Annotated in this window: 11 protein-coding genes; 10 read left to right on the forward strand and 1 reads right to left on the reverse strand. The window is 31.7% G+C overall.

The features are described 5' to 3' along the window. Nucleotides 1-13: 13 nt before the first annotated feature. The 5 genes from C4S77_RS07175 (at nucleotide 14) to C4S77_RS07195 (ending at nucleotide 4,815) form a co-directional block, all read left to right on the forward strand. On the forward strand, nucleotides 14-889 hold the full coding sequence (locus C4S77_RS07175) for an NAD kinase (protein WP_105194009.1): 876 nt from the start codon (nucleotides 14-16) through the stop codon (nucleotides 887-889). A gap of 283 nt (nucleotides 890-1,172) precedes the next feature. Further along, a complete protein-coding gene (locus tag C4S77_RS07180; RefSeq protein WP_105194010.1) occupies nucleotides 1,173-2,147 on the forward strand; it encodes a ribonucleotide-diphosphate reductase subunit beta in 975 nt (324 codons plus the stop codon). Beyond that, the gene (locus tag C4S77_RS07185) at nucleotides 2,147-2,440 is read left to right on the forward strand and encodes a hypothetical protein (RefSeq protein WP_105246979.1); all 294 of its coding nucleotides are present in this window, start codon (nucleotides 2,147-2,149) and stop codon (nucleotides 2,438-2,440) included. The genes C4S77_RS07180 and C4S77_RS07185 overlap by 1 nt, the downstream gene beginning before the upstream one ends. 9 nt (nucleotides 2,441-2,449) lie before the next feature. Continuing rightward, nucleotides 2,450-4,099 (forward strand): ribonucleoside-diphosphate reductase subunit alpha, encoded by a 1,650-nt coding sequence (locus C4S77_RS07190; RefSeq protein WP_105194012.1) that lies wholly within the window; start codon nucleotides 2,450-2,452, stop codon nucleotides 4,097-4,099. 95 nt (nucleotides 4,100-4,194) lie between these two features. Then, nucleotides 4,195-4,815: a J domain-containing protein gene (locus tag C4S77_RS07195; protein ID WP_105246980.1), complete on the forward strand. Its 621-nt coding sequence runs from the start codon at nucleotides 4,195-4,197 to the stop codon at nucleotides 4,813-4,815. Here the strand turns inward: C4S77_RS07195 and C4S77_RS07200 are convergent. Further along, the gene (locus tag C4S77_RS07200; RefSeq protein WP_105246981.1) at nucleotides 4,812-5,627 is read right to left on the reverse strand and encodes a glycosyltransferase; all 816 of its coding nucleotides are present in this window, start codon (nucleotides 5,625-5,627) and stop codon (nucleotides 4,812-4,814) included. The two genes, C4S77_RS07195 and C4S77_RS07200, sit on opposite strands and share 4 nt — an antisense overlap. Before the next feature lie 209 nt (nucleotides 5,628-5,836). Between C4S77_RS07200 and C4S77_RS07205 the strand changes: the two genes are divergently transcribed. The 5 genes from C4S77_RS07205 (at nucleotide 5,837) to C4S77_RS07225 (ending at nucleotide 14,370) form a co-directional block, all read left to right on the forward strand. Then, nucleotides 5,837-6,424 (forward strand): hypothetical protein, encoded by a 588-nt coding sequence (locus C4S77_RS07205; RefSeq protein WP_105246982.1) that lies wholly within the window; start codon nucleotides 5,837-5,839, stop codon nucleotides 6,422-6,424. A 21-nt stretch (nucleotides 6,425-6,445) separates the two neighbouring features. Further along, nucleotides 6,446-8,113 (forward strand): glycoside hydrolase family 3 protein, encoded by a 1,668-nt coding sequence (locus C4S77_RS07210; RefSeq protein ID WP_105246983.1) that lies wholly within the window; start codon nucleotides 6,446-6,448, stop codon nucleotides 8,111-8,113. Between the two features lie 385 nt (nucleotides 8,114-8,498). Next, nucleotides 8,499-10,046, forward strand: a complete 1,548-nt coding sequence (locus C4S77_RS07215) for a type I restriction-modification system subunit M (RefSeq protein ID WP_105246984.1) — start codon at nucleotides 8,499-8,501, stop codon at nucleotides 10,044-10,046. After that, entirely contained in the window at nucleotides 10,043-11,233 is a 1,191-nt protein-coding gene (locus C4S77_RS07220) for a restriction endonuclease subunit S (RefSeq protein ID WP_105246985.1), read from the forward strand. The genes C4S77_RS07215 and C4S77_RS07220 overlap by 4 nt, the downstream gene beginning before the upstream one ends. Beyond that, on the forward strand, nucleotides 11,230-14,370 hold the full coding sequence (locus C4S77_RS07225; protein WP_105246986.1) for a type I restriction endonuclease subunit R: 3,141 nt from the start codon (nucleotides 11,230-11,232) through the stop codon (nucleotides 14,368-14,370). Before C4S77_RS07220 ends, C4S77_RS07225 begins: the two co-directional genes overlap by 4 nt. Nucleotides 14,371-14,450: the final 80 nt, after the last annotated feature.

Below are 14,450 nucleotides of genomic sequence, written 5' to 3' on the forward strand. Positions count from 1 at the left end.
ATATATAAGAATAATGAAGATAGGAGTTTATGGACAGGTAGTAAAAAAAGAAGATAAAAATTTATATGAGACTTTTTTTCAAAAGTTGGAAGAAAAAAAAATTACTATTTTAGTTTGTAATACTTATTTAAAAGAATTGTATAATGTATTAGGCTATAAAAATTCTAATTTATTATCTTTTGATAAAGAAAAAGGTTTGCCGGAAGATACCCGTTTGCTTTTTACCTTTGGTGGTGATGGAACTATACTGACTGCCTCAACTTTTATTAAAAATACCAATATTCCTATTGTGGGTATAAACACAGGAAGATTAGGATTTTTGGCAACTCTTCAAAAAACAGAAATTTTGAATGAATTACCCAGAATTTTAGAGGGTAATTGTAGTATCAGTGAACGTTCTATTCTAGAAGTAAAAAGTAATAAAGAAATTTTTTATCCTTTTGCTATTAATGAAGTAGCTGTCATGAGAAAAGAAACATCCTCTATGATAACTGTAGATACTTATGTAAATAATGTTTTTTTAAATTCTTTTTGGGCAGATGGCCTTATTATCTCTACACCAACCGGCTCAACAGGATATTCGCTAAGTTGTGGAGGACCAATAATCTATCCACAAGCAGATATATTTGTTATAACACCTATTTCTCCTCATAATTTAAATGTTCGGCCATTAATTTTAAAAGATGACGTAACCATTCAACTGAAAATCCGTGGCAGATCAAAGGAATATTCCTTATCATTAGATTCCAGGTATAATACAATGAATATTGAGGATGAAATCATTATAAAAAAAGCAGATTATAAAATAAATATTGTAAAATATAAAAACTATTCTTACTTTGAAAATTTAAGACAAAAACTACAATGGGGAAGAGATTCAAGAAATTAAATTACTGATTATCAATTATTAAACCCAAGTTTGTTTATAAGTTTTTAATATCTTTTATTAATATCATTTTCCTTATCATATAAATATCTCTAATTTTATTTCATCAAAAATATTTGAAAAAAAGAGAGCAATTATTTAAAAAAATATTAACCTTATATTAATTTTATAGTTTTATAAGGTTTTTTGATAAAATATAGAGATAGATTTCAAATACAAGATTCCATTCTCTTTGTTTTAGTTTTTTTTTGTTGATTTTAATAAAAATGCTATAAAAAATAAAGATATGTCAATATTTGAGAGAAGAGTAAATTATAAACCTTTTGAATACCCGGAAATATTACAATTTACAGAAGCTATAAATCGGGCTTTTTGGGTTCACTCAGAAGTAGATTTTACGGCTGATATTCAAGATTTCCATTCCCACTTAGAAAATAGAGAAAGGAATGCTATAAAAAATAGCTTATTGGCAATTGCACAAATAGAAGTAGCTGTAAAAACTTTTTGGGGAAATATATATCAACATTTTCCTAAGCCGGAATTTAACGGATTGGGAAGTACTTTTGCCGAATGTGAATTCCGTCACTCGGAAGCCTATTCTCGTTTATTAGAAGTTTTAGGTTATAATAATGAGTTTGAAAAATTATTAGAAATACCAATTATAAAACAACGAATAGAATATTTAGATAATGCTTTACAATATGCTAAATCTAGTGATCGTAAAAAATATGTAATTTCATTAATATTATTTTCCATTTTAATTGAAAATGTATCATTATTCAGTCAATTTGCCATAATACTTTCCTTTACTCGTTTTAATGGGCTAATGAAAAATGTTAGCAATATTATAGGATGGACCTCTGTAGATGAACAAGTACATGCAAATGCAGGAATTTATTTAATAAATAAAATAAAAGAAGAATATCCTGAATATTTTGATGAAGACACAATAAACCATATTAGAGAAACCGTAGAAAACTCCTTAAAAATAGAAGATAAAATTTTAGACTGGATTTTTGAAGAAGGTGAAATAAATAATTTACAAAAAGAAGATTTATTGAATTTTATGAAATTTAGGGTAGATGAAAGTCTTAAACAGATTGGAATAAAACAACTTTATAATATTTCGGCAGAGCAATATAAACCTATGGCATGGTTTGAAGAAGAAGTCTTTGCTAACAGTTTAGATGACTTCTTTGCTAAAAGACCAACAGAGTATACAAAACATGATAAAAGTATAACTGAAAATGATCTATTTTAATGAGAAATTTTTATACCATAAAAGCAAGTTTTTTACATAAAGAATTTACAGCATCTATAGAAAAAGAAGTTTTGACAAGTTTGGATAATAGAACCAGACATTTACAAATATTAGAAGAATTAGAAGACAAAATATCAGAATATTTAAAAGAATTTCAATTAACAGATTTTTATGAAATGCCTTTTATTGATGTAGAAGGAAAAGATAATGGATATTTCTTAAGAAAATTGGCAATAAATAAAAAATCCGGTTTAAAAGGAAAATTGGAATTAATGGTTAAAAGAATAGATTAATAATAAATTATGAGCGAAAAACTTTGGTGGAAAAATTCAGAAAGTGAACAAATTTTGAATAGAGGATATTTGTTGAAAGGGGAAACAGTAGAAGGAGCTATTGACAGGATTACAACATCTGCATCTCAGAGGCTTTATAAACCTGAACTCAAAGAAGCTTTTCAGGAAATGATAGAAAGAGGATGGATGAGTTTAAGCTCACCTATTTGGGCTAATATGGGTACTCAGAGAGGATTACCTATTTCATGTTTTAATGTTTACATACCCGATAGTATAGAAGGCATTACCCATAAATTAGGAGAAGTAATCATGCAAACCAAAATAGGGGGGGGAACTTCCGGATATTTTGGGGCCCTAAGACCCAGAGGATCTGCTGTATCAGACAATGGTAAAAGTAGTGGTGCTGTAAGCTTTATGAAACTTTTTGATACTGCTATGGATACTATATCCCAAGGAGGAGTAAGAAGAGGGGCTTTTGCTGCTTATTTAGATATTGACCATCCTGATATTGACGAATTTTTAACTATCAAAGATATAGGTAATCCTGTACAAAATTTATTTTTCGGTGTTTGCGTTCCCGATTATTGGATGCAGGAAATGATTGATGGAGATACTGATAAAAGAAAAATTTGGGCTAAAGTTTTGGAAAGCAGGCAACAAAAAGGATTACCCTATATTTTCTTTTCAGATAACGTAAATAAAAATAAGCCACAGGTATATAAAGATCAAGGAATGGTAATTCATGCTTCTAACCTTTGTTCAGAAATTATGTTACCTTCTACAGAAGAAGAGTCTTTCATTTGTTGCTTATCCTCAATGAATTTGGAATTATATGATGAATGGAAAGATACCGATGCAGTAAAATTAGCAATTTTCTTTTTAGATGCTGTATTACAAGAATTTATTGTAAAAACTGAAGGGAATTATTACCTAGCTTCAGCAAATAATTTTGCAAAAAGGCATAGGGCTTTAGGTTTAGGAGTTTTAGGATGGCATTCTTACTTACAGAAAAATATGATTCCGTTTGAAGGAATGGAAGCTAAACAAAAAACGGTAGAAATTTTTAAATATTTACAAGATAAATCTAACAAAGCAACAGAGGACTTAGCCAGAATATACGGAGAACCTGAATTATTAAAAGGATATGGCAAAAGAAACACCACATTATTAGCTATTGCTCCTACTACTTCTTCCTCTGCCATTTTAGGACAAACTTCTCCCGGTATAGAGCCATTTAGTTCAAATTATTATAAAGCAGGATTATCCAAAGGTAATTTTATGCGGAAAAATAAATACTTAGACATATTATTAACAGAAAAAGGCATTAATAATGAAGATACATGGAGAGGAATTATGTTAAACGGTGGAAGTGTTCAGCATTTAAATGAGCTAAGTTATGAAGAAAAACAAGTCTTTAAAACATTTAAAGAAATAAGTCAATTAGAAATAATACAACAAGCGGCAATAAGACAAAAATATATAGATCAGTCGCAATCATTAAATTTAAATATACCCGCAGAATTGCCTGTAAAGGAAGTTAACCGATTAATTATAGAAGCATGGAAATTAGGAGTAAAAACATTGTATTATCAAAGAAGTCAAAGTGTAGCTAAAGAAATGGTAGTTAATTTGGTAAGCTGTAGTAGTTGTGAATCATAACAATTAAAATAAAAAAAGTCTGATACATTCAGACTTTTTTATTTTCCAATAATATATTCTTAATTTTACGGAAATGTACAGTTCATCTAAAAATAATGAGTACTGATTATTATAAAATTTTAAGAGTTAATTACAATGCAAAACCTTATGAAATAAAAAAAGCCTACAGAAAATTGGCCTTATTATATCATCCGGATAAAAATCCTTCAGATAAAAATAAATACCAAAAGATATTTACAGAGATAAATGAAGCTTATAACGTTTTATCTAAAAATGAATCTCGAAAACGTTATGATTTAATTTATAAAACAAAAATTATTCAGAAAAAAACAACTATATCTCCTCATTTGTTTCTAGAAAAAATTAATAATATAAGAAAATTCATATACACAAAAGGAAGGAATAAAATTAGTGAAACAGCCTTATATAAAGCCTTATACAATTTATTATCAGATAACAATCTGAAATTTTTACTAATTAAAAACGAAAAAGAAATCAACGAAGAAATAATAAAAGAAGTTTTGAAATGTTGTAATTTTTTAACTACCCAAAATATGAATAATATTACTGGTAGATTATTTATTTTAGCAAATGAAAATCCTAAATTAAATAATTTAATAAATGATTATATTAAACATTCAAATCAATTAATATTTTCAAATGTAATAGCTTTTTTTATAAAAGCCAAATATAAGATTACAAGATTATTCCGTTAATAAAAAGGAATTTTTTTATTTTTCTTAATTTTTTCCACTCCATTTGTACATACTATAATCTTATATTTTTTTGTTTTTTTTAAGATCATAATATTCAGCTTATCAGCATCATCAGTAGAGGGATTAGGCAAAAAATATAAAATCGCTAGATAACTTAGTTTTTTCCCCTTAATTCCACTAAATAATAAACGATAAAAAAAATCAATATCCTCCCCGGCTTGGGTCATAAAATCTTCATTATACCCATTTATATCCATAAAATCTTTTTTCCAAAAAGAAACATTATTTCCCGTCATTTCTTCAGAAAAATAATTAATCGGGGAATTAAAATTTGACAAAAAAGGAATTCTTAAATTTTTATTGCTTCGTTTAATTTTTCCTGAGAAGTAACTGAATTTAATAATTTCATTTTGTATTACTGTATGAATTGATTTAGAATGTACAGGTAGGCTAATTCCATACAGAAAAATATTAGGTTTAGCTTTTATACTATGATCATAAACAAAATTTTTATGTAAAATACAATTTGCATTAATTTGTATTATATAATCCGATTGGCTTTTAAGAATCGCTTTATTTAATATTTTAGATTTACTTGGCTCTTCATTCTTTTCTAATTCCATATGTAGGATAGGAGTGGGTATATATTGAGCAAATTTTTGAATTATAGGTTTGTTTAATTTGGAAGATCCACCATCGGCAATTAAAATTTCATCAGGAAATTTAGTTTGTTGTTGTATGCTTTTTAAAACTAGGTTAAGAGCTTCCGGCCAATTAAAAGTGTAAATAACTAAAGAAATAGTATGAGACATGGAGTTTAAATTCAATTTTAGTTTAAAAAAATAAAAAGAGTGATATATTTATTCAAAAATATGAAATAAATGGTTTTAATATACAAAATATTATAGAAATACAACAATTATTAAATATGATAAATTTCTGTAATAATGCTTGCATATTAAAAAAGAAAAGAATAAAAAATAATTTATTATATTTATGCTTAGCAAAATAAAAATGAAAAATGCATAATAAATTATTAAGGCTGTTAATCATAGTTATTGCAATTATAAACATAGGAATGTTTCAGGCTCAAAATAAAAAAACTACCCAACAGGAAAAAAGCTCTCAGTATAAAAAAAAACCATTAATTTACGGACCTAAATCCGCAGCTAAAATAAAAGAACTGTTCTTTCTTAATTCTCAATTTAAACTACCAGCCACAATATCTGCTATAAACAGTATTGCAGGATATACAAGTTCTGAATCTATAGAAGGAGCAGGAAATATATATACTTGGGATTTTACCAATGGATTTCAAATAAGTGCAATATCTGAGTCCGGAGGTACAGTAGGAGGAAATGATAATATAGTTCTGGTAAGTTTTAATTATGGAAATACCAACTCTTTAGAACTGGGAAATTCTATAAGTATTCATAAATCCACCTTAGCTTCTATTCAAAAATTATATCCCGGAAAATTAATCAAATATAAATCTTCAAAAATTCCAACTTATAAAATGGAAAACCAATCGAAGTATATTACCTTTTATTTTAATGAAAAAAATATACTTACAAGTCTATCCATCTCCAAATATGATTTAGAAATTTAAAAAAACAGGTAAAATTTATTTATGAAAAAAATACTGTGGGCTTTTATTATTTTCAGCTCTTTTTTTTGTAGAGTAGAATCTCAATTAAAGAGAAATATGACTAAAGAAGAACAAAAAAAAGCGGCTAAATGGGTTGATTCAGTTTATCATTCTTTGACAATAGAAGATAAAATTGCACAATTATTTATTGTGGCAGCCTATGTAAATAAAGGAGAAAAACATATACAGGAAGTTACGGATTTAGTAAACCGCGAGCATATTGGAGGTTTAATATTGATGCAAGACGACGCCCGAAAACAAACAAGATGGGTAAACCAATTACAACAACAATCCCTTGTCCCTATGTTAATAGGAATCGATGGCGAATGGGGGTTAGCACAACGGTTTGCAGAAACTCCCCGTTTTCCTTGGGCTATGACATTAGGTGCTATAACGCAAGACAGTCTTATTTTTGAAACGGCTAAGTTCATTGCGTTACATTGCAAAAGAATGGGAATTAATTGGGATTTTGCTCCGGTAGTAGATATTAATGTAAATCCTAATAACCCTATAATAGGAAACCGATCTTTTGGTTCCGACAAACATAATGTTGTAAAAAAAGCCTTAGCCTATATGCAAGGGTTGCAAAGTCAAAAGGTCCTTTCTTCGGCAAAACACTTTCCGGGTCATGGAGATACAGAGGTCGACAGCCATTTGGATCTTCCCACCTTAAATCATACCCAAGCCCGTTTTGAAACTTTAGAATTATTTCCTTTTAAAAAATTAATTAAAAATAAAGTAGACGGTATTATGGTCGCTCATTTAAATGTTCCGGTTTATGAAAAAGACCCTAAAGTACCCGCTTCACTTTCCTACAATATAATTACAAAACTGTTGAAGAATAAGTTAGGCTTTAAAGGCTTAATCATTACCGATGCATTGAATATGCAAGGAGTAGCTAAAAACTACCCTTATGGAGAAATGGATTATTTGGCATTTAAAGCAGGCAATGATGTTCTTTTATTCTCCCAAGGGGTTGTATTGGGAAAACAAAAAATAAAACAAGGCCTGGAAAGTGGAGATATTTCGGAAAAACGACTCGAAGAAAGTGTAAAAAAGATATTGTTTGCTAAATATAAGGTAGGTTTATATAAAAAATTTACACCCGTAAATGAAGAGAATTTAATGAACGATTTGAATAATAAAGACTCGGATTTATTAATAGAAAAATTGTATAAAGCCGCAATTACTAACATAAAAACAACAAAAGGCTTTTTCCCTTTATCAAAAAGCAAAAAATATTTATTCTTGCCTTTGGAAGAAGGAAACCATGAAATATTTTATTCGGAACTACAAAACAAATTTCCGGATATACAAAAAGTAACCCTCTCACAATTAAACTCAGGCAAATTGAATCCCAAAGATTATCAGCTAATTATAGGCATCTTTAAAGATACGGAAAGTTCAGTGTATTACTCATATAAAATATCTCAAGAATCTAAAGACTCCCTTACACAATTATCAAAAAAATATGAGGTGACTTTATGTGATTTTATAAGTCCATATAGTTTAAATTACTTGGACTTAACCTCAATAAAAAATATTATAATCACTTACCAGAATAATTCTTATACCCAAAAAAATATGATTGATATATTAACAGGAGCAATAAAAGCAGAAGGTAAATTACCTGTAAAGATTGCCAATTAACCTATAAAAATAATTCGGCTGAAGGATAAGTTTTTTTTAAACATAGTTTATACCATTATTATTTTACTTATTTTTAACTATAAAAATAAACATAAACCACAAACCACCTAAAATAACTAAAACTACTCATCATGGAACAGTCTCACAATCCTCCTCGGGTTTTCCTTTACCCAACTCGGTTCTTTATAAGAAATAACTCCGCTAAAACAAAATATACCTTCCAAAAAAAGATACACAAAAGAGGTAATATTTTTTAGGGTTCAGTTGTAGGAAGGTACTGTAAATTAAACATCAAATAAGAGAATAGCCCAATACGATAACAGAAAAATATTTTAGTAATTTTGAATACAAAGGAAAAACAAACTAATTATAGGAAATATAAAAGATGACAAGTATAAATCAGAGAGCTGAACTGCAAGCCAAAATATGGAAAATAGCTAACGAAGTGCGTGGGTCTGTAGATGGCTGGGATTTTAAACAGTTTGTATTAGGAACCCTCTTCTATCGTTTTATTAGTGAAAATTTCACAGACTATATGGAAGGAGGAGATCGCAGCATTCACTATCCAAGTATGTCCGATGAGATAATAACTCCGGAAATAAAAAAAGACGCGGTCAAAACCAAAGGATATTTTATCTATCCAAGCCAGCTTTTTGTAAATATCGTTGAGACCGCCCATACCAACCCGAATCTTAATACAGATCTGAAAGCTATTTTCGATGCTATTGAAAGTTCTGCAAATGGTTATCCATCCGAAGATGATATCAAAGGGTTGTTTGCCGATTTTGATACTACCAGCACCCGATTGGGTAACACCGTTGAAAACAAGAATAGTCGGCTAGCTGCCGTATTAAAAGGCGTAGCGGAACTGAATTTCGGCAATTTTGAAGAAAACCATATAGACCTGTTTGGCGATGCTTATGAATTTCTTATCTCTAATTATGCGGCAAACGCAGGGAAGTCAGGAGGAGAGTTTTTCACGCCACAACACGTTTCTAAGCTTATTGCACAGCTTGCCATGCATAAACAAACAAGCGTAAATAAGATTTATGACCCGGCAGCCGGCTCGGGGTCTTTGCTACTGCAGGCAAAAAAGCAATTTGAAGATCATATCATAGAAGAAGGTTTCTTTGGACAGGAAATAAACCACACCACCTATAACCTGGCTCGTATGAATATGTTTTTGCACAACATCAACTACGACAAATTTGATATTGTGCTGGGGAATACGCTTACAAATCCGCAGTTTGGCGACGAAAAACCCTTTGATGCCATTGTTTCCAATCCTCCTTACTCGGTAAAATGGATAGGAGCAGATGACCCTACGCTCATCAATGACGACCGTTTTGCGCCTGCCGGGGTACTGGCTCCCAAATCAAAAGCCGATTTTGCCTTTGTATTGCATGCACTAAGTTACCTGTCGGCTAAAGGAAGGGCTGCTATAGTTTGTTTTCCGGGGATTTTTTACCGTGGGGGAGCAGAGCAGAAGATCAGGAAATATCTGGTAGATAATAACTTTGTGGAAACCGTCATTTCTTTAGCCCCCAACCTGTTCTACGGCACTTCCATTGCCGTAAATATCCTGGTTCTTTCCAAGCATAAGACCGATAACCATACACAGTTTATAGACGCCAGTGGCGAAGGTTTCTATAAGAAAGCCACCAATAACAATATACTTGAAGATAAGCATATTGATAAGATTATAGAAATATTCGACAAAAAACAAGAGGTTGAATATGTGGCAAAATCGATAGACAATCGGCAGATTGCCGAAAACGATTACAACCTTTCGGTTAGCTCCTATGTAGAAGCCAAGGATCTTAGGGAAGTAATAGATATTGCTAAGCTGAACACGGAAATTACGGAAACAGTGAAAAAGATCGATGCCCTTCGTGCCGATATAGATGCAATTATAAAAGAAATTGAAGCATGAGGTATTTAGAAAAATTATTACAAGGTGTTAAGGTGGAATGGAAACCGTTGGCTTATTTAGAATCTGGAGTAGCTGAATTAAGTCGTGGTCGGGTAATGTCAAAAGAATATTTAGAAGATAATGTGGGTAAATTTCCTGTATATAGTTCCCAAACAGCTAATAATGGAGAAATTGGGAAAATAAGAACTTTTGACCAAGATGGAGAAGCTATTACTTGGACAACTGACGGAGCTAATGCTGGAACTGTATTTCATAGAATAGGTAAATTCTCAATAACAAATGTTTGTGGATTAATAAAGATAAAAAACATAGAAGAACTAAACTATAAATTTTTGTTTTATTGGCTTTCAATTGAATCTAAAAAATATGTTTATTCAGGGATGGGTAATCCTAAATTGATGAGTAATCAAATGGCTAAAATATTAATCCCGATACCACCTTTAGAAATACAACAAAAAATAGTTGATATTCTTGATACTTTTACAGAGCTTACAGCCGAGCTTACAGCCGAGCTTACAGCTCGTAAAAAGCAATATAACTTCTATCGTGACCGGCTGCTTAGTTTTGAAGAGGGAGAAGTAAAGTGGAAGAGTTTGGGAGAAATAGGAGAATTAATTAGAGGTAATGGTTTACAAAAAAAAGATTTTACTGAAGTAGGTGTTCCAGCCATTCATTATGGGCAGATTTATACTTATTATGGTACATTTGCTACAAAGACAAAGTCCTTTGTTTCACATGATTTAGCAAAAAAACTTAAAAAAATTAATTATGGTGATGTTGTTATTACAAACACAAGTGAAAACCTTGATGATGTCGGAAAAGCTGTTGTTTATTTAGGGGAGAGACAAGCTGTCACTGGTGGACATGCAACAATATTTAAACCCAATAAAAATATTTTAGGAAAATATTTTGTATATTTTACTCAAACAGCAATGTTTGCTAGTGAAAAAAAGAAATATGCAAAAGGAACAAAAGTAATTGATGTTTCAGCAAAAGATATGTCTAAAATTAAAATTCCTATCCCATCTTTAAAAGAACAAGAGCGCATTGTTTCCATTCTCGACAAATTCGATACCCTCACTGCTTCCATAACTGAAGGTCTGCCTAAGGAAATAGAACTCAGAAAAAAACAGTATGAATATTACCGCGATATGTTATTAACATTTCCTAAAGACGAACAAAAATGACACAATATACACCCATAGCAGAATCGAACAATTTCATAGTTCTCGATAATTACACCAAGTACTCATTGGTAAACGATACTCCGGCTGTTTATCAGACAGAGGCTGATCTGGAACGTGAATTTATCCAGGACCTAATCAATCAAGGGTATGAAAACCCGTCTTATCTGACTACCGCAGAAGCTATGCTCGCCAATGTGCGGGTGCAACTGCAGGCTCTTAACAATATGGTATTTACCGATAGCGAGTGGGCGCGGTATGTAGAAGAATATTTAGACCGTCCGGGAGATAATTTAGTAGATAAAACAAGGAAAATACAGGACAACTATATTTACGATTTTGTGTTTGACGATGGACATATCCAAAATATTTACTTAGTAGATAAAAAGAATATAGCCCGGAATAAAGTGCAGGTAATCTCCCAATTTGCACAAAAAGGAACACATGCCAACCGCTATGATGTAACTATATTGGTCAATGGCTTGCCTTTGGTAGAAGTAGAACTCAAAAAACGCGGCGTGGCTATTCGCGAAGCCTTCAATCAAGTACACCGCTATACCAAAGAGAGTTTTAATGCTGAAAATTCACTCTTTAAATACCTGCAGATTTTTGTGATCTCTAATGGTACCGACAGCCGTTATTTTGCAAATACAGTAGAGCGAAACAAAAACAGTTTCGATTTTACCATGAACTGGGCTAAAGCTGATAATACCTTAATCAAAGACCTGAAAGACTTTACCGCAACCTTTTTTCAGAAACGCACACTCCTGAATGTATTGTTCACCTATTCGGTATTCGATACAAGCAATACCTTACTCATTATGCGGCCCTATCAAATTGCAGCCACAGAAAGAATCTTGCGTAAAATAGAAAGTTCATACCTGTCAAAAAAATGGTCAAATACAGAAGGAGGCGGTTATATATGGCATACTACAGGCTCGGGTAAAACCCTTACCAGTTTCAAGGCTGCCCGGTTGGCTACCCAACTCGATTTTATTGATAAAGTATTCTTTGTGGTAGACCGTAAAGACCTGGATTACCAGACCATGAAAGAATACCAACGTTTCTCTCCCGACAGTGTGAACGGATCGGAAAGTACCGCGGGCTTAAAAAGAAATATAGAAAAAGAGGATAATAAGATTATTGTCACCACGATTCAGAAGCTGAATAACCTGATGAAAAGTGAAAGTGACTTACCTATTTTTCAAAAGCAGGTCGTATTCATTTTCGATGAAGCCCATCGCTCCCAGTTTGGCGAAGCCCAGAAAAATCTGAAGAAGAAATTTAAAAAGTACTATCAATTCGGTTTTACCGGAACTCCTATATTCCCTATAAATGCTTTGGGGGCAGATACCACTGCAAGTGTATTTGGCAGAGAATTGCACTCTTATGTAATTACCGATGCTATTAGAGATGAGAAAGTGCTGAAATTTAAAGTCGATTACAATGATGTACGTCCACAATTTAAAGGAATAGAATCCGAACAAGATTTGGGAAAACTAAGTGCGGCAGAAAATAATAAAGCCTTGCTTCATCCTGCCCGTATCAAAGAAATATCTCAATACATATTACAGAATTTCAGAATAAAAACCCACAGAAATTTAGGAGGCAACCAAGGATTTAATGCCATGTTTGCAGTAAGCAGTGTTGATGCCGCAAAATGTTATTATGATGAATTGAATCGTTTGCAAAAAGAGAGTGAAAAGCCATTGAAAATTGCGACCATCTTTTCCTTTGCAGCTAATGAAGAGCAAAATGCCATCGGTGGGATTGTAGATGAAACCTTTGAACCCTCTGCAATGGATAGCAGCGCCAAAGAATTTTTAACTAAGGCCATCTATGACTATAACGCTATGTTCAAAACCAGTTATGGCATCGATAGTAAAGAGTTTCAGAATTATTATAAAGACCTTGCTAAACGTGTAAAAGGAGTAGATAGTAGCAACAAAAAACTTCCACCTGAACAAAAAGTTGACCTTTTAATTGTAGTCGGGATGTTCCTTACAGGGTTTGATGCTCCTACGCTCAATACGCTATTTGTAGATAAGAATTTGCGTTATCATGGTCTTTTACAGGCATTTTCACGTACTAACCGAATTTATAATGCCACAAAGACTTTTGGAAACATTATAACTTTCAGAGATTTAGAGCAGGCAACCATTGATGCTATTACCTTATTTGGCGATAAAAACACGAAAAACGTGGTATTGGAAAAGAGTTACAAGGAATATTTAGAAGGTTTCACGGATATTGTCACAGGAAAAGCCCATAGAGGTTATATTGAGGTAGTGAAAGACTTAAATAAAAAATTTCCCGATACGGAAAAAATAGCTACAGACAAAGACAAAAAGGAATTTGTAAAATTATTTGGAGAATATTTGCGTGTAGAAAATATACTACAGAATTATGATGAATTTACCTATCTCAAAGCACTTCAAAAAATAGATATCAACGATCCTGAATCTATTGAAAGATTTAAAGAAACTTATTTTGTAACCGATGAGGAGATAGATACCATGCGAGGAATACAAATACTCCCGGAGCGAACCATCCAAGACTATCGATCTACTTATAATGATATTCGCGATTGGTTGAGAAGAGAGAAAAATGGTAAAGAGCCGGAAGAATCGAAAATTGACTGGGAGGATGTAGTCTTTGAAATAGATTTACTTAAATCTCAGGAAATAAATCTGGATTATATTCTCGAACTGATTTTTGAGCATAACAAAAAGACTAAAGATAAAGCCTCATTAATAGAAGAAATACGCAGGGTAATTCGTGCAAGTATAGGCAATAGGGCAAAAGAAAGTTTGGTTGTAGATTTTATTAATGAAACCAATTTAGATGCTATACAAGATAAAGCGAATATTATAGCTTCTTTCTTCGAATATGCACAGCAGAAACAAAAAATAGAAGCAGAAGATTTAATAACCGAAGAAGATTTAAACGAAGAAGAAGCCAAGCGTTATATCACCACTTCTTTAAAGCGAGAATATGCTACGGAAAACGGGACAGAGCTTAATGCGGTTTTACCGAAGATGAGTCCCTTAAACCCAGAGTATTTGACAAAAAAGCAAAGGGTTTTTAGAAAACTGACCTTATTTATTGATAAGTTTAAAGGAATAGGAGGGCAACTTTGATTAATTTTGGTGCCATGTACTTGTAAGTAAAATCAAAAACTTAAATCAGAGAAGATCCCTATGAAAATAATGAAAAAATA

Source organism: Apibacter adventoris, assembly GCF_002964975.1.
In the GTDB taxonomy this organism is placed as follows: domain Bacteria; phylum Bacteroidota; class Bacteroidia; order Flavobacteriales; family Weeksellaceae; genus Apibacter; species Apibacter adventoris.